The organism is Acidiphilium iwatense (assembly GCF_021556475.1).
Taxonomy (GTDB): Bacteria; Pseudomonadota; Alphaproteobacteria; order Acetobacterales; family Acetobacteraceae; genus Acidiphilium; species Acidiphilium iwatense.
In genome coordinates this window covers 51,735-76,796 of the sequence record NZ_JAKGBZ010000005.1, presented here as the reverse complement: position 1 = coordinate 76,796, position 25,062 = coordinate 51,735, and the positions used below count along the sequence as shown (strand labels likewise).

Sequence of the window (25,062 nt, the reverse complement as noted above, 5' to 3'; positions counted from 1 at the left end):
CGCCAGGATCGGCAATGGAACGGCGTACTTTGTTCAACGGCCGGCTTCTGCCGGCCGTTCTCGTGCTGCCCCAGCTTGCCATCACGATCCTGTTTTTCATCCTGCCGGCCTATAAAGCCTTTGCCGAAAGCGTGCGCGCGACCGATGCGTTCGGGCTGCACACCAGTTTCGTCGGATTCGCCAATTTCCTCCATCTCGCACGCTCGAATCTTTATCAGCACGCGATGATCCGAACCGGCGTTTTTTGCGTCGCGGTCACGGTTCTGGCGATGGCGGCCGGGCTCGTCCTCGCTGTTTTCGCGGATCGCGCGATCAAGGGCCGGGCGATCTACCGCACGCTGCTGATCTGGCCCTACGCGATCGCGCCGGCAATCGCCTCGGTGATTTTCGTTTTCCTGCTCCAGCCGCAGATCGGCCTGATCACCAACCTGCTCGGCCGTCTCGGTATCGATTTCGACTACGCGACCAATGGCGGCCAGGCATTCCTGCTGATCATCCTGATCGCCGCGTGGAAGCAGGTGAGCTATAACTTCATCTTCTACGTCGCCGGGCTGCAATCGGTGCCGCGCTCGGTGATCGAGGCCGCGACGCTGGACGGCGCACGCGGTTTCCACCGGTTCCGCACCATGATCTGGCCGCTCCTGACACCGACGACGTTCTTTCTGATCATCGTGAATTTCGTTTACGCGGCGTTCGACACTTTCGCATTGATCTTCGCACTCACTGCGGGCGGTCCCGGCACCGCGACCGAAACGCTCGTCGTCAAAGTCTATCGCGACGGGGTGATCAATCTCGACCTCGGCGGTTCCGCCGCGCAATCGGTGATCCTGATGGCGATCATCGTCGGCCTCACCGCGATCCAGTTCCGCTACACCGGCAAGCGAGCAGTCTCGTGACTCGCAAGCCCGATTATCTCGCCCACGCGATCCTGCTGATGGGCGTTCTGATCTTCATCTTCCCGATCTGGGTCACCTTCGCGGGCGCCACCCAATCGGCGGCGGCGATCAATCGCGGTGACATCTCTCTGATCCCGCGCCTGTCCGGCCTGGTCGTGTTCGTCCAGGCCCTCGGCCTCGGCAATGCGGCGAAAGGCGGCGTGCCGGTCTGGCACATGCTGCTGGTCAGTTTCGGCATGGCGCTGGGCATCGCGATCGGGAAAATCGCGATTTCCGCGCTATCTGCCTTCGCCATCGCGTTTTTCCGCTTCCCGTTCCGCATGCTTGCGTTCTGGCTGATCTTCATCACCCTGATGCTGCCCGTCGAGGTTCGGATCATTCCGACCTATTCGGTGATGTCGGATTTTCATCTGATCAACACCTTCACCGGCCTGACCATGCCACTAATCGCCTCGGCAACCGCGACATTGCTGTTTCGCCAGGTCTTCCTCACCATCCCCGACGAATTGGTCGAAGCCGCCAAGCTCGACGGCGCCGGCCCGATGCGCTTCTTCTTCGACATTCTGCTTCCGGTGTCGGGCGCCAATCTCGCCGCCCTGTTCGTGATCCTGTTCATCTATGGCTGGAATCAGTATCTGTGGCCGCTGCTGGTCGCGACCAATGGTCGGCTCGACACCATCGTGCTCGGCATCGTGCAGATGATCAACCCCGAAGCCCTGCCGCAATGGAATTTCGTCATGGCAGCCACCATCCTCGCCCTCATCCCGCCGGTTCTGGTCGTGATCGCGATGCAGCGCTGGTTCGTGCGCGGCCTCACCGAAGCGGACAAATAATGGCTACGCTGGAACTTCAAGGCCTCGCCAAGCGATTCGGCAAGACAACCGTGCTTCACGGCGTGGATCTCGCGCTGACCGACGGTGAGATGCTGGTCATCGTCGGCGCGTCCGGCTGCGGCAAATCGACCCTTCTGCGCCTCGTCGCCGGGTTGGAGGAACCCAGCGCCGGACGCATCCTGCTCGACGGCGTGGACATCACAGGGCGCGATCCCGCGCGCCGCGACATTGCCATGGTGTTTCAGAACTACGCGCTCTATCCGCATATGAGCGTGTTCGACAACATGGCCTATGGGCTGAAGCTCAAGGGCATGAAGCGTCCCGAAATCGCCCGGAAGATCGAGGAGGCGGCCGACACGCTCGGGCTTTCCGCGCTGCTCGGGCGCAAGCCGCGCGAGTTGTCGGGCGGCCAGCGCCAGCGCGTCGCGATGGGGCGGGCGATCGTGCGCGAACCCAAACTGTTTCTGTTCGACGAGCCGTTATCCAATCTCGATGCTAAATTGCGCGTCCAGGTGCGCGCCGATATCCGCAAGCTGCAAAAACGCCTCAAAGTGACCAGTCTCTATGTCACCCACGACCAGATCGAGGCGATGACCCTCGCGGACCGGCTGATCGTGATGCATGAAGGCCGCGCCGCACAGATCGGCGCTCCTACTGCAGTGTTCGACAAACCAGCGGATCGTTACGTCGCGAGCTTCATCGGTGAGCCCGCGATGAATTTTTGTTCCGCGACCCTGATCGCAGGCGGCACTGCCGCCCGCCTCGATGCCGGTCCGACTGTCGATCTCCCCGATGGCGCCAGAGCCGGAGCCGACGACACCCGAATCACCATCGGTATCCGGCCGCAGCACGCGCTGCTTTCGACCGGCGCCGATGCCATGCCCCTGACCGTGGAACTCATCGAGCCGCTCGGTTCCGAGACCCTGATCCACGGCCGGCTCGCCGATGGATCGGAGTTCATGCTCCGCGTCGCTGGCCCGGCACCGGCGGCCGAGACCATCAAAATCTCCCTGCCCGCACATTATCTCCACGTTTTCGATGCCGAGTCCGGCAAACGGCTTGAACCGCTCACGCCGGCCCTCTCCGCCCCGGCAATGCCATGAACAAATCCTTTTCGGCTTTCATGCGCCCGCATACGCCGATGTGACGGTGCTTCAGGCCAAACGGCCTCGTCAGGTTCCCCGGAGTTGGATATGAGATGCGGCATTCCCGCGAACCAGTCGGGTGAATCGGCGAACGGTTTTGGCTCGACGCGGCCGAATCTTTCGGCTACACTATATATAGAGGTAAAAATGCAAATCGACCGTCGTACGCTACTAGGGGTAGTGGGTGGATTGGGTCTCGCGACCGGCCTGGACCCGATGTCTGCCTTCGCCGCCGACACGACGCAAACCCCGGCCGCAAAGCAGCCGTTCGGGGTTCGCAGCCTCGGCAAATCCACCGCGCCGGCAACGGTAATCGAATATTTTTCGCTGACCTGTCCGCATTGCGCCTTTTTCGCCACGCGCGTCCTGCCGAAAGTTGTTTCGGTATATGTGAAAACTGGAAAACTTTACTATATTTTCAAAGACTTTCCCCTTGATGCAGTGGCGTTGATGGCCGCCCAGGTCGCCCGCAGCCTGCCGCCGCACGAATATTACCCGTTCATCTCGGCGCTGTTCGCGAGCCAGGATCAATGGGCCTTCAATTCCGATCTGAAAACCAAAAAACAATATCAGGACGCGCTGTTCCGCTACGCCGCCCTTGCCGGCATGGACCGCGCTTCGTTCGACGCGGCGATCGCCAATGCCAAGCTCAGAACGTTCATCCTGAACGAACAGAAACGCGCCGAGACGAAATATCACGTCAACGCCACCCCCAGCTTCATTGTCGATGGCCGCAAACACGAGGGAGCCATGGATTTCCGCCAGTTCTCGAAAATGATCAAGCAGGCATAGGCCGGATTTGCCCGCACGCTTCGCCCGACTGCGCATCGCCGGTTTCAAGAGCTTCGCCGATGCCACCACGATCGACATTCTCCCCGGCCTGACCGGAATTGTCGGGCCGAACGGGTGCGGTAAATCCAACGTCGTCGATGCGCTGCGCTGGGCGATGGGCGAGGCCAGCGCGAAATCGCTGCGCGGCGGCGAGATGGACGACGTCATCTTCGCCGGCACCATGGCGAGGCCGGCGCGCAGCCTTGCCGAGGTCGCGGTTATCCTCACCGAAACCGCGGGTCTTGCCCCAGCGCCCTTTCAAGCCGAACCGGAGCTCGAAATCTCCCGCAAGATCGAGCGCGGCTCCGGCAGCCTCTATCGGGTGAACGGGCGCGAGACACGGGCGCGCGATGTGGCGACCTTGTTCGCCGATCTTGCCTCGGGCGCCCGCAGTTCGGCGCTGATCAGCCAGGGGAAGATCTCCGCCCTGGTCAACGCGCGCCCCGAAGAGCGCCGCGCCGTTCTCGAGGAAGCGGCCGGCATCACCGGCTTGCATTCGCGCCGGCATGAGGCCGAACTGAAACTGCGCGCGGCGGAACAAAACCTCACCCGTGCCGCGGATCTGCGCGGCCAGCAGGAATCCCGCCTCGCCGAGCTTCGCAAGCAAGCCCGCCAGGCTAATCGTTATCGCAATCTTTCGGGAGCGATCCGCGACGCCGAGGCGGAATATCTTGCCATCGAGAAACAGATCGCCGAACAGGCGCGGAGCCGGGCGCAAACCGCCTTGACCGAGGCCGAAGCCGCCGTTGCCGCCGCTCAGACGGAATGCAATTCGGCGCTGGCCGATGAAGGCGAGCAAAGCGGGGCTTTGCCGGCGCTTCGCGCGCAGGAGGCCGAGGCGCGCACCGGGCTCGAACGTGCCCGAATCCAGGCCGAACAGGTCGAAGCCGAAATCGTCCGCGCGGAGGCGGCCCGCACCGAGGCGGAAAGCCGGCTTGCCTCGTTGATCCGCGATCACGATCACGCCGGACGTCTCGGTGCCGACGCGACCGCCGCGATCGCACGCCTGACCGACGAACGCGAACGGCTCGAAACCGAACGCGCCGCTGCTCCCGGTAATCTGGCGGCGGCACTCGACGCCGCCGCACGCGGCTCCGAGGCGATGGAACACGCGGAACAGAATGCGCAACAGGCAACGGAGATGGCCGCCCGCCTTGGCGCGGTGCAGGATGCGATCAATCTGCGCCTGAAGGATGCACGGAACCGGGCAACCCAGGCGCATAACCGAGCGACCGAAGCCGTACAGGCTCACGAACGCGCCCGCGCCGCCCTGATCCCGCCCGACCGGCTGGCCGCCGCCGAAGCCGAACGCGAGGCGGCCGAGGCCGAACGCCAAAGCGCCGAAACATCGCTGGAAGAGGCTCAGAATACCATCCGTCACGCCGAGGCAGCCCGGCTGGCCGCATCGGCGAAAACTGCGGATGTGCGCAGTACCGCACTCGCCACCGAGGCGGCTCACTCGCGGCTCCTGGCCGAAGCCGACGCATTGGCCGCTATTCTGGCGCAAAAATTCGGCCGGGACGACGACCCGATTCTCGACAGCATCGACGTTCCCGAAGGGATGGAAACGGCGCTCGGTGCCGTGCTGCGCGAGGAACTGGCCGCCGGCACCAAGTCCACGGCAGCACGGTTCTGGCGCTCCCTGCCGGCGATCGACGCTGCCAGCACGCTGCATTGCCTGTCGGAGCGGATCGAGGCGCCGGATGAGCTGCGCCGCGCCCTCGACCATATTCTTCTTCTGCCCGAAGGTGCCGACGGGGATGCGCTGCAAACTCAGCTAACGCCGGGGCAAAGCCTTGTGGCGAGCGACGGCGCGGTCTGGCGCTGGGACGGTTTCGTCACCCGTGCCGGCGCTCCGACCGAAGCGGCGATACGGCTGGCCCAGCGCAACCGGCTGGCGGTGCTGCGCCGCGAGGTCGATCACGCGCGCGACGCGGCGGAACGCGCCAAGGCCGATCGCATCGCGGCCGAACAGGCGGAATTGGCTGCCCGCAAATCTGAGGACGACGCTCGGGCGCGGCGCAAGACAGCCGAGTCCCGTGTGGATCGGGCCCGAACCGAGGCACGTATCCGCACCGAGGCTGCGAGCCGCCTCGCAACCGACGCCGAGCGTCTGGCGACACGCGAAGCCACTTGCTCGGAGGATCGCACCCGGCTCGAAGCCGAACTCGCGGATGCGCGAAAGACTCTGGCGGAAGCCGAAGCCGATCTGGCCGGTCTGGCCGACGCCGGGACGATCCGCCAGGCAGTCGAGCAGGCGCGTTTGGCACTCGGCGAGGCCCGCCGGCAGGACGCCGCGGCGCGCCAGCAGGTCCAGCACCTCCGCGTCGAAGCCGAACAACTCGACAAACGGCTCGGCGTGGTCGTCCGGGAACGCGCGGATTGGACCGAACGCGCCAGGGATGCCGGTTTTCGCACCACCGATCTGGCGGCGCGCTTGCACGAAGCGCGCACGGCGCTCGAAATCCTGACGCTCGAAGCAGGCGGATCGGAAGCGCGCGATAGCGCCCAGGCATCGCTTCGCCAAGCCGAAGCGGTCCATCGCGAGGCTGCGTCCGCCCTCGCCTCGGCCGAAGCGCAAAGCCGGCAATCCGCCGATGCCGCTCGCCGGGCCGAGCAGCAATTCGCCCGTGCGCGCGAAACCCTGATCGGCGCCGAATCCGTCGTGAGAGAGGCCAATCACGCCTGGGGAACCGTCGCCGAGCGGATTCTCGAACGTCTCGGAGTCGAGGCCGCCCTGCCGCCGATCGCCGAGGCGACGGCGGAACTGGCCGAGCGTGCCCGCAAGCGCTTCGAACGCCTGACCAAAGAGCGCGACGAGATGGGGCCGGTCAATCTGCGCGCCGAAATCGAGGTCGCGGAGATCGAGGCCCGGATCGCCGCGATCGAGCGCGACCGCGATGAAATCGCTACCGCCATCGCCAAGCTGCGCGGTTCGATCGGGCATCTCAACCGCGAGGGTCGCGAGCGGCTTTCCATCGTGTTCACCGAGATCGACCGGCATTTCCAGGCATTGTTCACCCGGATGTTCGGCGGCGGGCGGGCCCATCTCGCCCTCACCGGCTCGGACGACCCGCTCGAGGCCGGGCTCGAGATTTTCGCCGAACCGCCCGGCAAGAAACTGGCCACTTTGTCGCTTCTGTCGGGCGGCGAGCAGGCGCTGACCGCCCTGTCGCTGATTTTCGGCGTATTCCGCTGCAATCCGGCGCCGATCTCGGTGCTCGACGAGGTGGATGCGCCGCTCGACGACGCCAACGTGGGCCGATTCTGCACCTTGCTGGACGATATGGTCCGCGATACCGGCACGCGCTTTCTGGTCGTCACCCATCATCACCTGACCATGGCGCGGATGGACCGACTCTATGGCGTAACCATGCAGGAGCGGGGTGTTTCGCGGCTGCTATCGGTCGATCTGGGCGCGGCCGCAGCGATGGTCGATCCCCCGCGCGTCCTCGCCGCGGAGTAGAATTCCGGGATCGCGATATGTTGACTTGAACCACCGGCGCCGGTAGCAACCCCTCGCCGTCTTTCGAGGCGGGCGTTGGGGTGTGATGATGGATGACGATCCGGCTAAGGGACATGATGATCGGACCACGTTCGATCAGCGTCTTGCCGCGGCGCGCAACCGGGCCGGGCTCGACAAGCCCAAGCCGGTGGCGGAACCGCAGGCGGATGGCCCTAACCCGTTCAGTCTGGCGATGCGGCTGGGTGCCGAAATGGTGGCGTCCCTGGTCGTCGCCGTGGCGATCGGTTATGGGCTCGATCGGCTGTTCCATAGTTCACCCTGGTTCATGATCGGCTTTGTTCCCATCGGGGCCGCCGCGGGGCTGCGTAACGTGATCCGGGTGATGGGACCGGCCAAGAAGGACTGACCGGAGGAGACGCTATGACGCAAAAATCGGCGATCGACGCGCTGGGCCAGTTCCAGCTCACCACCGCATTCGGTCCGGTCGGCCGGATGATCGAATTCACCAATTCGAACCAGATGATGCTGCTCGCCGCCGCGATCATTACCCTTCTGTGCTTCATGGCGCTGCGCCGCCGCGCCGTGGTTCCCGGCCGGATGCAGGGCCTGGCCGAGATGAGCTACGAATTCGTCCATCAGATGGTGGTCGACACGATCGGCGAGGAAGGGCGCAGGTTTTTCCCGTTCGTCTTCATGCTGTTCAGCTTCATCCTGGTCGGCAATCTTCTTGGTCTTTTTCCATATTTCTTCGCCTTCACCAGCCATATCGCGATCACCGGCGCGCTCGCCATTTTCGTGTTCCTGCTCTCCACCCTCGTCGGGTTCTGGTATCACGGCATCGGGTTCCTGAAATTCTTTTCGCCGCCCGGCGTACCGGGCTGGCTTCTGCCCCTGCTCATCCCGATCGAGATCGTCTCGTTCCTGTCCCGGCCCATTTCGCTGTCGGTTCGTCTGTTCGCGAACATCACCGCAGGCCATGTGATGTGGGAAGTGTTCGCCGGTTTCATGATCATGCTGGTGGCGAGCCTCGGCGCCGTGGGCGTGGTCGCCGCCATCATTCCGCTCGGTCTCAATATCGCCCTGACGGCGCTGGAATTCCTGGTCGCCTTCCTGCAGGCCTATGTGTTCGCCGTTCTGACCTGCCTTTACCTACACGACGCGATCCATCTGCACTGATGATGTTTCGTCGGGTTGATCCGTTGCGCTTTACCGGCCGAACCGGCCATAATACCGCTGAACGCTGAAAGGAAATCGCCTCATGGCTATCAACTCCATCCTGCTCGCCCGTGACATCGGTGCCGGCCTCGCCACCATCGGAGTCGCCGGCGCCGGTGTGGGTATCGGCAACCTGTTCGGCTCATTCGTCGGTGCCGTCGGCCGCAACCCCGCAGCGCGCGACAAGATGTTCCGCGATGTTCTGCTGGGCTTCGCGCTAACCGAAGCGGTGGCGCTCTACGCGCTGGTCATCGCGCTGATCATCCTGTTCACCTGATTCGGCCGGGATAAGGATACAGCGCACGATGCGCCGATTGACGATCATCTTCGCCGCTTTTGCCCTCGCAGCGACCCCGGCACTGGCGTCGGCCGACGGTCAGATGCCGCAGATGGACTTCGCCAACCCGCTGACCGGCGCGCAGGTGGTGTGGATGGCGATCATCATGATCGTTCTCTATTTTCTGCTCTCGCGCTGGGCGCTGCCGCAACTCGGCAGCGTCATCGAGGATCGGCAGAACCGCATCAAATCCGACCTCGATGTTGCCCGCCATGCCAAGGCCGAGGCCGAACACGCGGTCGCCGAACTCAATCTCGCGATCCGCAATGCGCGGGAGGAAAGCCAGGCGGCGATCGCCGAGGCGGTCGGCACCGCCAAGGCACGCGCACGCGCGCAGTCGGACCGCCTGAACCAGCGCCTCGATGCCGAACTCGCCCGCGCCGAAGCCGAGATCGACGCCACGCGGAAGCAGGCCATGGCAGCCCTCGCCCCCGTCGCGCGAGAAGTCGCCTCCAGCCTGATCCTTCGCCTCGCCGGCAAACCGGCCGACCCTGAACGGCTCGACCGCGCCCTGGCCTCGGCCCAGGGATAGAGGAATTACGCCATGGAATATGCCGCCCTGCACGGTATCGTCTGGGACAAGGGAACCTTCTGGGTCACCATCGCGGTTCTGATCTTTCTGGGTTTTTTCGGCCGCAAGATCGTCGGCGCCGTCGTCACCATGCTGGATCAACGCAGCGCCGCCATCCGGCGCGAGCTTGACGAGGCGGCGCGCTTGCGCGGGGAAGCCGAGGTGATTCTCAGGGATGCCGAAGCGCGGCGTGAAGCGGCACTTGCCCAGGCCAAGGACATGCTTGCCCTCGCCGGCCGCGAAGCCGAGCGGCTCGCGGAGGAGTTGCTGGCCGATGCCGCGGCGGCGGCGAAGCGGCGCGAACAGATGGCTCTCGAGCGGATCGCCGCCGCCGAAAACGCCGCGGTGGCCGAGGTGCGCGAGGCGGCGGCATCGCTCGCCAGCCGGGCCGCGGAAAAGCTGCTTGGCGAGACGATCGACGAATCGCGCGATGCGCCTCTGATCGATCAGGCGATCGCGCAGCTTCCCGCCGCGCTCAGAAAACAGGCCGCCTGATCGCGCCCATGGCGCGAACCGGCGCGGATTGATATATCCAACCGCCCGGAGGCCATCGATCCCATCCTCCTCCGCCGACGCATGAGGTTCAGCCATGGCTCGCCGCCGACAGCTCTACGAAGGCAAAGCAAAAATCCTGTTCGAAGGCCCCGAGCCCGGCACCCTGGTGCAGTATTTCAAGGATGACGCAACCGCGTTCAACGCCCAGAAGAAAGGCGTGATCACCGGCAAGGGCGTACTCAACAACCGGATCAGCGAATTCCTGATGCAGCGCCTCGCCGAAATCGGCATCCCGACGCATTTCGTCCGCCGCCTCAACATGCGCGAGCAGTTGATCCGCGAGGTCGAAATCATCCCGATCGAGGTCGTGGTGCGCAACGTCGCGGCGGGCAGCATGAGCACGAGGCTCGGCATCGCCGAAGGCACCCGCCTGCCCCGCAGCATCATCGAATATTATTACAAGAACGACGCCCTGAACGACCCGATGGTCGCCGAGGAGCATATCAGCGCTTTCGGCTGGGCGAGCCCGCAGGACATGGACGACATCGTCCATCTGACTTTGAGAATCAACGACTTCCTGACCGGTCTGTTCCTCGGCGTCGGGATCATGCTGGTCGATTTCAAGGTCGAGTTCGGCCGGCTCTGGGAGAACGAGGACATGCGAATCGTCCTCGCCGACGAGATCAGCCCCGACAATTGCCGCCTCTGGGACACCAAGACCAACGAGAAGATGGACAAGGACCGCTTCCGGCGCGATCTCGGCCGGGTCGAGGAAGCCTATCAGGAAGTCGCCAAACGCCTTGGCATCCTGCCCGAGGCGGGGACGCGCGACATGAAGGGCCCGGAGATCATGCAGTGAAAGCGATCGTCACCGTCACCCTCAAGCAAGGCGTTCTGGACCCACAGGGCAAGGCGATCGGCCACGCGCTCGAAGGGCTCGGCTTTGCCGGTGTCGGCGAGGTGCGCGTCGGCAAGGTGATCGAGATCGAACTCGCGGAAACCGAGGCGTCTGCCGCACGTGCGACCGCCGAGGCGATGGCGCGCAGGCTGCTTGCCAATACCGTGATCGAGCGCTTCGAGGTCAGCCTGCCCTGACCGCCTGATTGTCGCTCCGTCCGATGATGCTTATGTTTCGGCCATGACAGGCCGAGCGCATCGCCAGACGGTCACGCCGCATGGGTGAAACTCTGTGGGCGATATTCCCTCGAATCGGGCTGATCTACCATCGCTGGTACCGGCGATTCAGAATGGATCTCTGGTTTCCCCAGGTGCCTCTCGCACTGGCGGTCGGAGGGGCCGGGATATTCGCCATCCTGCCGACGATCCGGCGTTACGCGGCCGAATATCTGCACCTCAAGCTCGGCGATCTGTTTCACGCGCTGCAGCCCATCGCGGGGCACGTTCCGCGCCTGATCCTCTCCGGCGTGCCGACGGTCTTGGTCGGTGCCCTGCAAATCCTGATTGCCATCGGCCTGCTCGGGCGTTCGCGCATTGCCTGGCTTTCGGCGTTGGGAATCACCCTCGCCCAGCTCATCCTCACGATCGCCCATACCTCAGGGTCGATCCTGACCTACGAGACGATCTACATTTGTGTCCTGCTCGTCGCGTTGATGCTGGCACGGGATGCCTTCCGGCGCTCGTCGCTCGCGGCCGGCACCTTGTTCGCCCTCACCTCGGTTCTGGTGCTGATGATTTACGGCGTGCTGGGCTCGTATCTGCTCGGCGCGGGCTTCGCGCCGCCGATCACCAATCTGCCGGACGCATTCTATTTCACAATCGTTACGATGTCCACCGTCGGTTACGGCGACATCCTGCCCAAGAGCGGCGAGGCCCGCCTGTTCGTCATCTCCTTGATCATCCTCGGGCTCACCGTCTTTGCTACCGCGCTCACTGCGGTCATCGGTCCGGTCCTGCAAAGCCGGATCAACAGAACGATCGGTCCACGGAGACGGAAAATGAAGCGGGTCAATCACTTCATCATCAGCGGCAACGGCGTGCTCGCGCGCAACACGGTGCGCGAGCTGCGCCAGCGCGGCGAGGCCGTGCTGGTTATCGTGGAGGATGAAGATGCAAGTTTCGGCGACGCCGAAACCATCGTCGGCGACCCCACCGAACTCGACACGCTGCGCGAAGCGGGCGGCGTGCACGCACGCGCGATCCTCGCCCTGTCCGACGACGATTCGGAAAACGCCTTCGTTATTCTCGCGGTTCACGAAATGGGTACTGATGCGAAGAAGGTCGCCGCCGTCAGCACGCGAAAAAACCTTGAGCGGGTCCGCAGGGTGCGCCCCGATATGATTTTAGCGGCGCCGGTTTTCGGCAGCGAGGTTCTCGCAATGGCCTTGACCGAGGAAAAGATCGACGGCGATTGGCTGTTGAGCCGGTTCCTCGATGTGAGACCCGCGAGCGGCTGAAATCACATCTTCGGCTCAACGATCGGAAGATTGCCAGATGCGGACGGCGGGCTTTGCCTGGGTTGCCGCCGCAAGCCGCGCCTGTTCGAGGCCGATCCGGGCACGGGCAAGCAATGTCGCCGGATCGTCTCCCGATTGCGGCCAGCGCGTGGCGATCCCAATCGCGGCGTGACGGCTCGAACCGGAGAGCAGTGCGTCCAGCTTCGTCACGATCCGGTCGCCGCGTTCGGCGGCGATCAGATGATCGATGCCGTCGCACCATGCGCCGATCCTGGTTGGCCCGATGCGGCCGATCAGATCGGCCGGCCTCAGCATCTCCTGAAGACAGGCAACCGAGTTGCGCACCACGATGGAGGATGCCTCGGGAGCCGCCAAGCCATCGCACCGTACCCACCCGAACGCGAACATGGTGCCGACGCTATCCTCGACATCGAGCCGGTCGAATCGCCGGGCGGCCTGTTCGAGAAATGGCGGCAACGACCAGACCCCGGTTTCCGGGTCGAGAATGCCGGTTCGCGGCTGGCCTCGATCCGCGACCAGCCGGGCGCACAGAGGCGCGAATTTCGGCGCGACATGAACGAGCAGTTCCCGCTCCTCCGCACTGAACCGCCGATCACCCCGGCTGCGCCAGGCGATCAGGATTGCGGTTCCCGCATCTCCCGAATCATGCTCGCGCAGCGGAACCGCCGCCGACATGGTTTCCGCGCCGGCGATATCGGCAAGTCCGATCCCGGCCGGATAATCGGCGAGAACGATATCGGGGCGCTTTGCTCCCTTGTTCCGACGAAATGCCAGAACCATGCCGGCATCGGCGAGTTCGCTCGCCACCAGGGCACAGGCGGCGGCACTTGCCGTCACTGCATCGGGCAAACCGGTCAGACTGTCGAGCAGCCGGCCCAATGTTCCGCAACGCGCCTCAACCCCGACCAAAGATTCGGCAGCAAAACCGGGGGATCTGCCAAGCGAGCTCTCATGATCCTTCATGCTCTCGGTTCTGGCACAGAGAAGTAAATGGCTGGTTACCGGACCGTTGACAGCCCTCGCGCGCCTCCTCATGGTCCGGCCCGCATCAACAAGCACGGAACCGCCATCGATGGATCATGCCTCCCTGGAATCGGCTATTGCGACAGCCTGGCAGCGCCGCGATGCGCTGAAGCCGGAGCAGGCAGGCCCCGAGCGCGACGCCGTGAATCAGACCCTTGCCTTGCTCGACCGGGGCGATCTTCGGGTCGCCGAGCCGGGGCCGCAGGGGTGGGTGGTCCATCAATGGGTCAAGCAGGCGATTTTGCTGTCGTTTCGCCTGATGCAAAACGTGGCGCTGCCGGGCCCCGGCGGCGCGCCGGTATTCGACAAGGTGGCGATGAAATTCACTGATTGGACCGCTGCGCGCTTCGCCGAAGCAGGGATTCGGGCGGTGCCTGGCGCCGTTGTCCGCCATTCCGCCCATATCGCGCGCGGCGTGGTGCTGATGCCGTGCTTCGTCAATGTCGGCGCGCGAATCGGCGAAGACACCATGATCGACACCTGGTCCACCGTCGGCTCCTGCGCGCAGGTGGGCCGCAACTGCCATATCAGCGGCGGCGTCGGATTGGGCGGCGTGCTCGAACCGCTCCAGGCCAATCCGGTGATTATCGAGGATGACTGCTTCATCGGCGCTCGGTCCGAGGTCGCCGAAGGCGTGATCGTCGAGCGCGGCGCGGTGCTGTCGATGGGCGTGTTTCTCGGCGCCTCGACCCGGATCGTCGATCGCACGACCGGCGAGGTTCTGTACGGGCGCGTTCCGGCCTATTCCGTCGTGGTGCCGGGCAGCATGCCGGGCAAACCCCTCCCCGATGGATCGCCCGGCCCGTCGCTGGCCTGCGCGGTGATCGTCAAGCGGGTCGATGCCCAGACCCGGTCGAAAACCGCGATCAACGAGCTGCTGCGCGCGTGACCCTGACCGACCCGCTGCCGCTCGCCCAGGCGCTGATCCGCTGCCCGTCGGTCACGCCGGAGGATGCGGGGGCGCAGAGCGTGATCGCAGACGCGCTCGATCGTCTCGGTTTCGCTATCGAAACATCGCGGCACGGCGCGGTTGACAATCTCGTCGCGCGATACGGCGCCGGTGCGCCGCATTTTGCCTTCGCCGGCCATACCGACGTGGTGCCACCCGGCGAGGGCTGGCGATGCGACCCCTTCGCCGGGATAGTACAGGCCGGCGTGCTGTTCGGCCGGGGCGCGGTCGATATGAAGGGTGCGATCGCCGCCTTCATCGCCGCGCTCGCCGCGCGGCGTGAGCGCGGCGGCCGGTTCGGTACGCTCTCCATGCTGATCACCGGCGACGAGGAGGGCGATGCGATCGACGGAACGCGGCGCATTCTCGATCGACTTGCCGAAACCGCCACGATGCCGGATGCCTGCCTGGTCGGCGAACCGACCTGCCGGGCAACTCTCGGCGATACGGTCAAAATCGGCCGGCGCGGTTCGGTTTCGGCGCGCATCCTGGTGCGCGGCACTCAGGGCCATGTCGCCTATCCGCATCTCGCCGACAATCCGCTGCACCGGCTGATCCCCGCACTTGATGCGCTTCGGGCAACCCCACTCGATACCGGCACCGCCTGGTTCGAGCCTTCCAGCCTGCAAATCACCAGCGTCGATGTCGGCAACCGCGTCGGCAATGTCATCCCCGACGAAGCGCGCGCCGCGCTGAACATAAGGTTCAACGACCGTCATACCGGCGCTGGTCTCGGCACCTGGATCACCGAGACGATCCATCGCTTTGCGCCCGATTCCGACTGCGCCATCACCATCGGCGGCGAGGCGTTCCTGGCCGAACCCGGCCCGTTCACCCAGACGCTAAGCGCCGCGATCCGGCGGGCCACCGGCATCGAGCCGAAGCTCGACACCAGCGGCGGCACCTCCGATGCGCGCTTCATCGCGGCCTATTGTCCGGTTGCCGAATTCGGCCTGATCGGCCGCACCATGCACCGGGCCGACGAATCCGTGCCCGTTGCGGAATTGCGCGATCTCGCTCACGTCTATGGCATGATCCTCGACGAGGTTTTCGGATGAGCGGCAACCGCGGGCGCGCCCGGATGCAAGGCAATGTCCTTCGCGGTCTGTACCGCCTCGCCCGCGGCGATGCCGGGGGCATCCGCGAATTCGGCAATACCACGACGGCGTTTTCCGCGTCGATCGCGCCTTTGCTGGCATTTCCGATCGTCGGCTCGGCGCTGATCGGAATCAATGGGCATTGGATACTCGCCGCGGTCATCTTCCTCTCCCGGATATGCGGGGTGCTGATCCAGCCGGTGATCACCGAATGGAGTGCACGCCGGACCGGACAGGGCGCCACCTGGCTGATGACGAGCACCGCCTTGAACTGGTCGATCTGGCTGATCTTCCCGCTGATCCTTGCCGGAGTCGTGCTGAGCGGCGGTCTGGTGAGTGTCGGATTGCCGCAACCGGCCGCAACGGCCGTCACGATCGGCCTCATCGTCCTCTACATGTTCTGGTACCAGTGGTTCATCCTGCGCGCCGGCCTGCGCCTCTCGGTCTGGCGTGCCTTGAGCCTGCTGATCGCCATGAACGTCGCGATCGGGGTCGTCTACGGCCTGCCCTACGCACTCCATCCGGGCCTGCTTCGCCTCATCCTGACGTCGCCCGCAGGCTGAGCGCGCGCGCGTAGACCTGTTTGCGCGGCAGACCGAGCCGCCGCGCTACCTCGGCGGCGGCATCCTTGATGCTCATCGTGTCAAGCGCCTCGGTCAACGCGCGATCGAGATCCTCGTCGGATGCGACATGATCCGGCGCCGGCCCGATCACCAGGGTGATCTCGCCGCGCGGCGCCACATCGCGATAATTCGCGGTGAGTTCGGCCAAGCCGCCGCGCCGGACCTCCTCGAAGCGCTTGGTCAATTCCCGCGCGACCGCCGCCGGCCGGTCGCCGAGCACGGCGGCGCAATCGGCCAGCGACGCCGCCAGGCGATGCGGCGCCTCATAGAAAATCAGCGTCGCATTCAGCCCCGCTCGCTCGGCATCGGCGAGCCGTTGCAGCGCCGACCGGCGAGCCGCCGAGCGCGGCGGCAGGAACCCGCCGAACAGGAACGGATGCGGCGGCAGGCCGGACAAGGCGAGCGCCATCACCGCCGCGTTCGGGCCGGGAATCGCACTGATATCGAGCTTCGCCTCGATCGCCGCGCGCACCAGCCGATACCCCGGATCGGCGATCAGCGGTGCGCCGGCGTCGCTGACCAGGGCAAACCGCCGCCCGGCGCGCATCGCCTCGATCAGGGGAGCGATCCGGTCCTGCTCGTTATGGTCGTGCAGCGGTTGCAACCGTGCCGACAGTCCATGAACGGCAAGCAAGATCCCTGTAACGCGCGTGTCCTCGCACAATATGGTATCGGCATCCCGCAGCGCCGCGACCGCGCGCGGTGTCATATCGCCGAGGTTGCCGATCGGCGTGGAAACCAGCACAAGGGCGGGCTGGCGATCCGCTACGGACTCGGCTGTTTGTATAGGAGTTTCAGATGTCACGCCGCGTATTAACGCCTCTGACGCTCACCCTGGCAACCGTGCTCGCCTCATCGCTGTTCCTGTCCTCCTGTTCGGAGCCGATGCCGAGCCTGCCGGGTCTCGGCCCGATCGGTGGCATGGGACCGTCCGCCGAAATACCGAATATCGGCAAGACCAGCGGCCCGGTCGCTCTTCTGGTGCCACTGTCGGGGCCGCTGGCGCCGATCGGCCAGTCGCTCGAACAATCGGTCAAACTCGCTTTCGCCGCACCCGGCGCGCCGCCTCTCGACGTGCGTGACACCGGCGGAACGCCGCAGGGCGCCGCCGCCGCGGCGCAGGCGGCGATCGCAGCGGGCGATGGGCTGATCCTCGGGCCGCTCACCGCCGGCGACACCCAGGCGGTCGCGCCGATCGCGCGCGCCGCCAATGTCAACGTACTTGCCTTCACCAATGACGAGACGGTCGGCGCTCCCGGCGTTTGGCCGCTCGGCGTCTCGCCGGGACAGCAGGTCCGGCGCGTCGTTGCCTATGCCGCCGATCATGGCCGCACCCGCACCGCCGCGATCCTTCCCGACAACGCCTTTGGCCGGATGATGGCGAGCGCGCTGCGGGCCAAGGTGAACGCGCTCGGCGGCCCCTCGCCGCAGATCGGTTACTTCGGCCATTCCTTCGCGAGCCTGACTCAGACGGTGCGCAGCGTCTCCGCCTTCGACAGCAGGGGGGCGAGCATCGAGGCGAAAATCCGCGCGGCGCGCGATCAGGATACCGAAGCCGGGCGGCTGATCGCCGCGAAGCTGGAACGCCAACCAATCCCGCCGCCGCCGTTCGACGCGCTTCTGGTCGGTGCCACCGGCGAGCAACTCGCAGAAGTCGGCACGCTACTGCCCTATTACGAAGCGGGACCACCGCAGATCCAGTTGCTCGGCCCGGCGCTCTGGGCCCATGATGCACGGGCCATGGCGACGCATGATTCGCTGCGCGGCGCGATCTATGCCGCCCCCGATCCGTCGCTCGGGCTCGCCTTCGTCCAGAAATTCGAGGCACGCTATGGCGGTTCCGCACCTCCCGACATCGACAAAATCGCGTTCGACGCCGCGGCGATCGCCGTTCTCGCCTCCCGCGAGGGCGGCTACACCGATCGGGTAATGACCAATCCCGAAGGCTTCTCCGGCGCCGACGGCGTGCTGCGGCTCGACCCGAACGGCCATGTCCAGCGCGGCCTCGCCGTGTTCAAGGTCGAACCCGGCGGCCCGCAAATCGTCTCGCCGGCGCCGACCAGCCTGCGGCCGCCGGCCGCACCGCCGATAAGCTGACCAAAACATGAACCGCCCGATCGCGACCATCGCCGCGTGGCTGGGCGGTCCGCCGTCGCTGATCGTCGTCATCCTGACGATGGCGGGCATTCTGCGGCCCTGGGAAGGCGTGGTGTGCCTGATCGGCTGCGCGGTCTGGTCGCTCGGCGCGGGGATCGTGCTCGCCCGCGATCTGCGCCGGTTCGGCGCGGGAATTGCCGCCTCGGCACCCGGCGAAATCAGGCTGGTCACGCCGGGGCTGACCAATCTCGCTTTCGCGGCGATCCACGCGATCGACACCGAACGTCGCAGCCGTCAGGCAATCGCGACCGGCGCCGATTCGAGCCAGGTACTGCTCGACCGGCTGCCCGACGCCTTGTTCCAGTTCGACGGTTCGCCCGGCGCACGGCGGATCATCTGGCGAAATCCGGCCGCGGCGCGCGCCTATGGCACCGAGGAATCCGCCCTGCTGAGACATCCCGCCCTGCGCACCGCCCTCGCCGAGGCGGAAGCCAGCGGCCAGCCGGTCCGCATCTCGCTTGCCCTCGCCGCCCCGATCCCGCGCGATCTGGACGCGATCGTCATCCGCGCCGGCACCGGCGATCGGCTGGCGCCGCTCTATCTGCTGCTCGCCGACCGCACGCAGGAACGCGGGCTCGAACGGATGCGCGCCGACTTCGTCGCCAATGCGAGCCACGAGCTGCGCACCCCGCTGACCAGCCTGATCGGCTTCATCGAAACCTTGCGCGGGCCGGCTGTGGGCGACACCGAGGCGCTGCCGCGATTCCTGAACATCATGGCCGAGCAGGCCGACCGGATGCAGCGGATCATCGCCGATCTGCTCAGCCTGTCGCGCATCGAAATGACCGAGCACCAGCCGCCGACCGAGATGATCGACATCGCCCTCGTGCTGCGTCAGGTCGCCGGCTTCATGGAGCCGATCCTGCGCGAGGCCGAAATGACGCTGGCGCTCGACATCCCGGTCGACCTTCCTCAGATTCGCGGCGATTCCGGCCAGCTTACCCAGGTGTTCGGCAATCTGATCGATAATGCGACCAAGTATGGGGCTATCAAGCCCGACCCGAAGACGCCGGATGGCGGCGGCACGATCCGCGTCGGCGTCGCGATCGCCCCAGATGCGAATTTCACCCGGCCGGGACTCGTGGTCAGCGTAGCCGATGACGGGCCGGGCATTCCGCGCGAGCACCTGCCCCGGCTGACCGAACGGTTCTACCGGGTCGATAAGGGGCGCGCCCGCGCGGTCGGGGGCACCGGACTCGGGCTCGCGATCGTCAAGCACGTGATCTCGCGCCATCGCGGCCGGCTGGTCATCGACAGTATCGAGGGCGTCGGCACCACCTGCCTCGTCTGGCTGCCGCTTGCGCCCGAACCGGCGCGCGGGTTACAGGACGGCCAGATGACGGTGGCCCGCAAGGGCTGAAACGGGAATGCAGGACGGGCCGGAAACACGGTCCAGGCTGCGGCTGCCCCCGCAACTGTAAGCGGCGAAAGCGATCCAGCATTGGCCATTGTCCGTTTGCACGGGCGAGAAGGCCGGATCGTTTCATGACCCGCGAGCCAGGAGACCGGCCGGCATCGAGACGATGTGCGCGCATTCGGGCGGGGTGGATCGAACGCGAAGGGTGAAACTCCCAAGGCCGTCTGTCGCCGTCATCATACCGTCGCCCTGTCATGGGCGACCGACCGCGGAGACACGTGATGCGCCGCCTCTCCTGCACTATCCTGTGCGCGCCGATTCTTGGCCTGTGCGCCCAGGCCCAAACCGTCCCGTCCGGCACAGTTCCGATCCAGACCGTTACCGCGAGCTATGTACCCACCCCGCTTGCCGACACCCCGGCCAGCGTCACGGTGATTACCGCGGCCGAAATGCGGCGCCGGGGCGACACCACATTGACCCAGGCGCTCTCCGCCGTGCCGGGACTGAACGTCGTTCCCTCGGGCGGTCCGGGCAGTGCGGCCAGCGTGTTCGTCCAGGGCGGCAATTCCGAGGATGTCCTGGTCTTGCTCGACGGCGTGCCGGTCAACGATCCCTCGGTGTCCAATGGCTTGTTCAATTTCGGCGTGGATGGACTGGCCGATATCGCCCGCATCGTCGTGGTGCGCGGCCCGATGTCCGGCCTGTATGGCTCGGGCGCGATCGGCGGGGTGATCAACATGATCACCCGACGCGGCACCGGCGCGCCGCATGTCGATTACGATATCGCCGGCGGTTTTCCCGGCCAGGGCCAAGGCAGCGCCACATTGTCCGGCCGCAGCGGCGCCTTCGATTACGCGATCACCGGATCGTTGATCGAACAGGCCGGCTTCGATAGTCTGGCACGGCGCCTTTCGGTCTATCGGGCGGTGCGCAACCCGTTCCGCTACAAGCTCGGCTCGCTGAATCTCGGCTACACGCCGGTCGCCGGCACCCGCGTCTCGCTGATCGTGCGCGCCCGCCAGACCGGCTCCACCTACCCCGATCTCGGCTATCCCGCCTTCGATGATCCCTATGAAAACAACTACGATTCCCAGGTATTCATCCGTTTCGGGGTGAAATCCCACCTGCTCGACCGGCATCTGATCACCTCGCTCTACGTGTCCCATGTGCAGGACGACCGGCGCTATCTGGCCCTGCTTGACCCGGCCGACCCCAACGGGTTCGCCGGCAACAGCTCCTACGCCAGCGACCGGACCGTCATCCAGTTCAACAACGTGCTGCGCCTGCAACCGCTCGGCGCGCTGCGCGATGCCGCGCTGGTCGCCGGCTTCGAGCAGGATCGCGACACCGCGAACCAGAACGTGAATGAGAGTTTCTTCGGCTCGCCCTACCTCTCCAGCGTGAACGCCAGCCAGCGCATCACCGCGTTCCACGCCGGCGCGCAGGGCACTCTGTTCCACGACCTGTCGCTGATGACCGCCCTGCGCGACGATGGCGTTTCGGGCTACGGCAACGTGATGACCGGCCGGATTGGCGCGGTTCTTGCCATCCCAGCGCTATCGACCCGCTTCAAAGCCTCCTACGGCACCGGGTTTCTCGCCCCGTCGCTCTACGATCTCCACGGCGTGGATAGTTACGGCTATCGCGGCAACCCGGCCCTTCGGCCGGAGCGTAGCGCGGGCTACCAGTTCGGCGCGACAACCACGCTCGCGGGTTTCGGCCGCAACGGGTTCGCGACCATTTCTGTCGATTATTTTCACAACAATATCAATAATCTGATCGAATATGTTCAGATTTCACCTGTATTCTCGACCGAGCAGAACGTCGCGGTCGCACATATCCGCGGCGTCGAGACCGAGATCGATCTTCATCCGGCAGCCTGGTTCGCAGCAAAGTTCAGCTACACCCGCACCATCGCGCGCGACGGTGCGACCGGCGCCGAGCTGCTGCGCCGCCCGGAGAATGCCGGATCGGCCCTGCTCGACATCCGGCCGATCCCGCGCCTCAATATCGACCCTGAACTCCGTTATATTGGCCGATTTTCCGATTATCTGACCAATAATTCCGGCTACCCCGCCGGCATCGGCCTCGCCAAATCCGGCACCATCGCAGACCTGACGGTCAGTTTCCGTATCTCCCCTGCCCTCACCGTGTTCGCGACCGGCCGCAATCTGTTCAATTCGCCATTCGAGCCGGTCAACGGATTGCAGATTCCCGGCCAGAACTTCCTGTTCGGCATAAGCGGGCGAATCGGGGTGTAATCGGGCACAAGCTGGTCTATGGGAAACGCCTCACCGAGGAATCCCCCCGACCGGACATGACCGCACCGCTGCGCTTTGCCCTGGGAAGTTTTGGCATCGGCATTCTCGTGCTCGGCCTGAAGGCCGCCGCGTGGCAGGTCAGCGGCTCCGCCGCCCTCTATTCCGACGCGCTGGAATCGCTGGTCAACGTGTTCGCCGCGCTGATGGTGTTCTATGCGCTGAAAACCGCCGCGAAACCGGCGGATTTCGAGCATCCCTACGGTCACGCCAAGGCCGAGTTGCTCAGCGCGATGGCCGAGGGCGGCATGATCGTCCTCGCCGCCGTGCTCATCCTGCAACGCGCGGCGGCAACCATTCTCGCGCCGCATCTGCCGGCTTCACCCTGGCTCGGCCTCACCCTCAACGCGTCCGGCGGCGTTCTGAACGCGCTCTGGGCCGTGGTGCTCAGCCGCTCGGGCGCATCGAGGCGCTATCCGGCTCTCGCCGCCGATCAGGCGCATCTGATCGCCGATGCGATCACCACCATCGGCATCGTCATCGGCCTTTCCCTCGCGGTTCTGGCCGATATCCCGATCCTCGACCCGCTGATCGCCGTCGCCATCGCCATCCAGATCGCGGTGATCGGCGGCCGCACCATCCTGCGCTCACTCAGCCTGCTGCTCGACCGGGCCCCGCCGCCCGACATCGTGACACGCATCCGCGGCCTCGTCGCCACCCATGCGACCGGCGCGCTCGAAGCCCACGACATGCGAATGCGCCAGGCCGGCAGGTCGAGCTTCCTCGAATTCCATCTGGTCGTTCCGGGCGAAATGGCGGTTGCCGCGGCGCATGATATCTGCGACCGGATCGAGGCCGCCTTGAAGACCGAAATGCCCGGCGTGGTCATCACGATCCATGTCGAGCCGGATCATAAGGCGAAACATCAAGGGGTTCTGGTCGTATGAGGCACCTGTCATGGTAAAGCTCGACCGCATCGTCACGCGCGGCGGCGACGGCGGCGAAACCTCGCTCGCCGACGGCTCCCGTCTGCGCAAGGATGCCGCCCGCATCCAGGTGTTCGGCGCGCTGGATGAGGCCAATGCGGCGATCGGCGCGTTGCGCGTCGTCTGCGCGGACCGGCCATCGATCGACCGCATTCTCGCCCGCATCCAGAACGATCTGTTCGATCTCGGCGCCGATCTGGCCACCCCCGGCATCGACCGCCCCGGCCCCAAGCTGACCGAAACCTACCTGCTCGCGCTCGATGATGCGGTAGCGGCACTGAACGTCTCGCTGGCCCCCTTGCGCAGTTTCGTGCTGCCGGGCGGGACCGAAGCCGCATCGCGCGCTCATCTCGCCCGCGCCGTCGCCCGCCGCGCCGAACGCGACCTCGTCGCCCTCGCCGCCGCGGAGCCGGTTTCGCCGGTCCTGGTTCCCTACATGAACCGCCTGTCCGATTTTCTGTTCGTGCTGGCGCGCAGCCTAAACGATGACGGCAGGACCGACATCCTCTGGGTGCCCGGCGGGACACGCTGAACGCCGAATGGTCGAATTCCGGGACCTCGAAGTCCTTTACTGGATCGTCAAGCTCGGCGGTTTCCGCAAGGCGGCGACGCGGCTGAACACCACCCAGCCGGCGATTTCCAACCGCATCGCCCAGATCGAGCGACAATACAACATCTCCCTGTTCGAGCGCGGGCGGCGCAAGCCGGTCACGCTCACCGCGCGCGGCCTCACCTTTTTCAAGCACGCCGAACATATGCTGCGCCTGCACGAGACGCTTCTGGTCTCGCTCAAAGGGGCGGAAGCGCTGACCGGCACGGTACGGCTCGGCGTTTCGGAAACCCTGGTGCATACATGGCTGTCGGAACTGGTGCGGGATCTGCTTCAGACCCATCCCGGCGTCGGGCTCGATATCTCGGTGGATATTTCGGCGACGCTACAAGATGGGTTGAACCGCGGCGAACTCGATCTCGCCTTTATGCTCGATGGACTCGCACCGGCCAAAGCGGTGACTATGTCCCTCTGTGATTATCCGCTGGAATGGGTGGCGGCACCAACGCTGCCGCTCGACGATGGGCTACTCGAACTCAGGCATCTCGCCGCGTGGCCGATCCTAACCTATTCGAGCCGAACCCAGCCCTATCAGCAAATTTCTGCCCTGTTCAAAGATCCCACCCTCGGTCCGGTGCGGCTGTTCGGTAACGGGTCGCTCGCCTCGATCGTGCGGCTCGCGACCGACGGCATAGGCATCGGTGCGATTCCGCCGGTCACCATCCGCGACGAACTGGCGAGCGGGCGTCTGCGTATCCTGAACACCACGGTGAAGCTGCCGACGCTGCGATTTGCCGCGAGCTATCTCGACGGGCCGGGCGCACGCCTCGCCGCCATGGTAGCCAACCAGGCGCGCGAGATGGCGGCGCGATTTTGATCCAAATTGACTATCAAAATGAATAAGAAATGACAATTTGATGTGATCGATACAGACCTCCTATGCTGGCCGGATCGGGGCAAACGGAGGTTGCGCATGGATATTCGAAGTTTGACGAACCAGTCGCCCGCCGCCGCCCGCGCGCTTGCCGCCTCCGGTGCGTTCGCCGATACCACCGCCGGGCTCGCGCCGGGTTTCGTGCAAGGCAATATCGTGATCCTGCCAGCGGAATTCGCGACATCGTTCGAAACCTTCTGCCGCGCCAATGCCCAAGCCTGTCCGCTGATCCATGTCGGCATACCGGGCGATCCGACTCTCGCACCGCTCGGCTCGGCAATCGACATCCGCACCAACCTGCCGCGCTACCGCGTGTTCCACGATGGCGTCTGCACCGAACAACCCACCGGCATCACCGCCCTGTGGCGCGGCGATCTGGTGACCTTCGTGCTCGGCTGTTCCTTCACCTTCGAGCGCGCGCTGCTCGCAGCGGGAATCCCGCTCCGCCATATCGAGCAGGGCCGCAACGTCGCAATGTATCGCACGACCATTCTCACCAGGCCGGCGCCCCCGTTCGGCGGGCCGCTCGTGGTCTCGATGCGGCCGATGAGCCCCGAGGATGCACGGCGCGCCATTGCCGTGACCGCGCGATTTCATGACATGCATGGTGCGCCCGTGCATATCGGTGACCCGATCGCAATCGGTATCGCCAATCTCGCGCGCCCGGATTTCGGCGACGCGGTGGATTTCGCACCGGGCGACGTGCCGGTATTCTGGGCCTGCGGCGTGACCAGCCAATCGGCGCTGGAGCAGGCTCGGCTGCCCTTCGCGATTACCCATGCGCCGGGCTGCATGCTCATCACCGATCTGCCCGAGCAATTCTGCCCCATCAATCAATAACACCCCAAACGGGGATTTCGAAGCCGCCAGTCACGCGACCTCGCAAACCCTGGATGGAAGGAGA

General features: G+C 65.3%; 25 protein-coding genes and 1 riboswitch. Of the genes, 23 read left to right on the top strand and 2 right to left on the bottom strand.

Annotated elements, in window-relative coordinates:
- Positions 1-14: 14 nt before the first annotated feature.
- From L2A60_RS04135 to kch, 13 genes are all read left to right on the top strand, one after another.
- The gene (locus tag L2A60_RS04135; RefSeq protein ID WP_235703105.1) at positions 15-896 is read left to right on the top strand and encodes an ABC transporter permease subunit; all 882 of its coding nucleotides are present in this window, start codon (positions 15-17) and stop codon (positions 894-896) included.
- Positions 893-1,729 carry a sn-glycerol-3-phosphate ABC transporter permease UgpE gene (gene ugpE / locus L2A60_RS04130; RefSeq protein WP_235703104.1) on the top strand — a complete coding sequence of 279 codons (837 nt, stop codon included), beginning with the start codon at positions 893-895 and terminating at the stop codon, positions 1,727-1,729. The genes L2A60_RS04135 and ugpE overlap by 4 nt, the downstream gene beginning before the upstream one ends.
- On the top strand, positions 1,729-2,832 hold the full coding sequence (locus tag L2A60_RS04125) for an ABC transporter ATP-binding protein (protein WP_235703103.1): 1,104 nt from the start codon (positions 1,729-1,731) through the stop codon (positions 2,830-2,832). Before ugpE ends, L2A60_RS04125 begins: the two co-directional genes overlap by 1 nt.
- A 222-nt stretch (positions 2,833-3,054) precedes the next feature.
- A complete protein-coding gene (locus L2A60_RS04120; RefSeq protein ID WP_235703102.1) occupies positions 3,055-3,666 on the top strand; it encodes a DsbA family protein in 612 nt (203 codons plus the stop codon).
- A gap of 7 nt (positions 3,667-3,673) precedes the next feature.
- The gene (smc, locus tag L2A60_RS04115; RefSeq protein ID WP_235703101.1) at positions 3,674-7,171 is read left to right on the top strand and encodes a chromosome segregation protein SMC; all 3,498 of its coding nucleotides are present in this window, start codon (positions 3,674-3,676) and stop codon (positions 7,169-7,171) included.
- An 88-nt stretch (positions 7,172-7,259) separates the two neighbouring features.
- Entirely contained in the window at positions 7,260-7,577 is a 318-nt protein-coding gene (locus L2A60_RS04110; protein ID WP_235703100.1) for an AtpZ/AtpI family protein, read from the top strand.
- Between the two features lie 14 nt (positions 7,578-7,591).
- A complete protein-coding gene (locus L2A60_RS04105) occupies positions 7,592-8,347 on the top strand; it encodes a F0F1 ATP synthase subunit A (protein ID WP_235703099.1) in 756 nt (251 codons plus the stop codon).
- A gap of 82 nt (positions 8,348-8,429) precedes the next feature.
- Entirely contained in the window at positions 8,430-8,663 is a 234-nt protein-coding gene (locus L2A60_RS04100) for a F0F1 ATP synthase subunit C (protein ID WP_235703098.1), read from the top strand.
- A gap of 28 nt (positions 8,664-8,691) precedes the next feature.
- Positions 8,692-9,255, top strand: coding sequence for a F0F1 ATP synthase subunit B family protein (locus L2A60_RS04095; protein WP_235703097.1), 564 nt, complete (start codon positions 8,692-8,694; stop codon positions 9,253-9,255).
- 12 nt (positions 9,256-9,267) lie between these two features.
- Positions 9,268-9,789: a F0F1 ATP synthase subunit B family protein gene (locus tag L2A60_RS04090; RefSeq protein ID WP_235703096.1), complete on the top strand. Its 522-nt coding sequence runs from the start codon at positions 9,268-9,270 to the stop codon at positions 9,787-9,789.
- A gap of 94 nt (positions 9,790-9,883) precedes the next feature.
- Positions 9,884-10,648 carry a phosphoribosylaminoimidazolesuccinocarboxamide synthase gene (gene purC, locus L2A60_RS04085; protein ID WP_235703095.1) on the top strand — a complete coding sequence of 255 codons (765 nt, stop codon included), beginning with the start codon at positions 9,884-9,886 and terminating at the stop codon, positions 10,646-10,648.
- Positions 10,645-10,884: a phosphoribosylformylglycinamidine synthase subunit PurS gene (purS, locus tag L2A60_RS04080; RefSeq protein WP_235703094.1), complete on the top strand. Its 240-nt coding sequence runs from the start codon at positions 10,645-10,647 to the stop codon at positions 10,882-10,884. Before purC ends, purS begins: the two co-directional genes overlap by 4 nt.
- An 80-nt stretch (positions 10,885-10,964) precedes the next feature.
- On the top strand, positions 10,965-12,203 hold the full coding sequence (kch, locus tag L2A60_RS04075; protein WP_235703093.1) for a voltage-gated potassium channel protein: 1,239 nt from the start codon (positions 10,965-10,967) through the stop codon (positions 12,201-12,203).
- Positions 12,204-12,218: 15 nt separating this feature from the next.
- Here kch and L2A60_RS04070 read toward each other — a convergent pair whose 3' ends face one another.
- Positions 12,219-13,187 (bottom strand): GGDEF domain-containing protein, encoded by a 969-nt coding sequence (locus tag L2A60_RS04070; protein WP_235703092.1) that lies wholly within the window; start codon positions 13,185-13,187, stop codon positions 12,219-12,221.
- A gap of 109 nt (positions 13,188-13,296) precedes the next feature.
- Here L2A60_RS04070 and dapD point away from each other — a divergent pair, with 109 nt between their 5' ends.
- Genes dapD through L2A60_RS04055 form a run of 3 tightly spaced genes read left to right on the top strand, consistent with a single transcriptional unit; the run spans position 13,297 to position 15,856 of the window.
- Positions 13,297-14,136 (top strand): 2,3,4,5-tetrahydropyridine-2,6-dicarboxylate N-succinyltransferase, encoded by an 840-nt coding sequence (dapD, locus tag L2A60_RS04065; protein WP_235703091.1) that lies wholly within the window; start codon positions 13,297-13,299, stop codon positions 14,134-14,136.
- Entirely contained in the window at positions 14,133-15,254 is a 1,122-nt protein-coding gene (gene dapE / locus L2A60_RS04060) for a succinyl-diaminopimelate desuccinylase (protein ID WP_235703090.1), read from the top strand. The genes dapD and dapE overlap by 4 nt, the downstream gene beginning before the upstream one ends.
- Positions 15,251-15,856, top strand: coding sequence for a hypothetical protein (locus L2A60_RS04055; protein WP_235703089.1), 606 nt, complete (start codon positions 15,251-15,253; stop codon positions 15,854-15,856). The genes dapE and L2A60_RS04055 overlap by 4 nt, the downstream gene beginning before the upstream one ends.
- Here the strand turns inward: L2A60_RS04055 and rsmI are convergent.
- Positions 15,831-16,730, bottom strand: a complete 900-nt coding sequence (gene rsmI / locus L2A60_RS04050; RefSeq protein WP_235703166.1) for a 16S rRNA (cytidine(1402)-2'-O)-methyltransferase — start codon at positions 16,728-16,730, stop codon at positions 15,831-15,833. The two genes, L2A60_RS04055 and rsmI, sit on opposite strands and share 26 nt — an antisense overlap.
- Here rsmI and L2A60_RS04045 point away from each other — a divergent pair.
- The 7 genes from L2A60_RS04045 (at position 16,715) to L2A60_RS04015 (ending at position 24,998) form a co-directional block, all read left to right on the top strand.
- On the top strand, positions 16,715-18,013 hold the full coding sequence (locus L2A60_RS04045) for a penicillin-binding protein activator (protein ID WP_235703088.1): 1,299 nt from the start codon (positions 16,715-16,717) through the stop codon (positions 18,011-18,013). The genes rsmI and L2A60_RS04045 overlap by 16 nt on opposite strands.
- 7 nt (positions 18,014-18,020) lie before the next feature.
- Positions 18,021-19,433: a sensor histidine kinase gene (locus L2A60_RS04040; RefSeq protein WP_235703087.1), complete on the top strand. Its 1,413-nt coding sequence runs from the start codon at positions 18,021-18,023 to the stop codon at positions 19,431-19,433.
- Positions 19,397-19,601: riboswitch (cobalamin riboswitch) on the top strand. It overlaps the preceding gene by 37 nt.
- Before the next feature lie 110 nt (positions 19,602-19,711).
- Positions 19,712-21,691, top strand: coding sequence for a TonB-dependent receptor plug domain-containing protein (locus tag L2A60_RS04035; RefSeq protein ID WP_235703086.1), 1,980 nt, complete (start codon positions 19,712-19,714; stop codon positions 21,689-21,691).
- 56 nt (positions 21,692-21,747) lie between these two features.
- Positions 21,748-22,635: a cation diffusion facilitator family transporter gene (locus L2A60_RS04030; RefSeq protein WP_235703085.1), complete on the top strand. Its 888-nt coding sequence runs from the start codon at positions 21,748-21,750 to the stop codon at positions 22,633-22,635.
- 10 nt (positions 22,636-22,645) lie between these two features.
- The gene (locus L2A60_RS04025) at positions 22,646-23,206 is read left to right on the top strand and encodes a cob(I)yrinic acid a,c-diamide adenosyltransferase (protein WP_235703084.1); all 561 of its coding nucleotides are present in this window, start codon (positions 22,646-22,648) and stop codon (positions 23,204-23,206) included.
- A gap of 7 nt (positions 23,207-23,213) precedes the next feature.
- On the top strand, positions 23,214-24,101 hold the full coding sequence (locus tag L2A60_RS04020; protein WP_235703083.1) for a LysR family transcriptional regulator: 888 nt from the start codon (positions 23,214-23,216) through the stop codon (positions 24,099-24,101).
- 96 nt (positions 24,102-24,197) lie between these two features.
- On the top strand, positions 24,198-24,998 hold the full coding sequence (locus tag L2A60_RS04015) for a putative hydro-lyase (RefSeq protein WP_235703082.1): 801 nt from the start codon (positions 24,198-24,200) through the stop codon (positions 24,996-24,998).
- Positions 24,999-25,062: the final 64 nt, after the last annotated feature.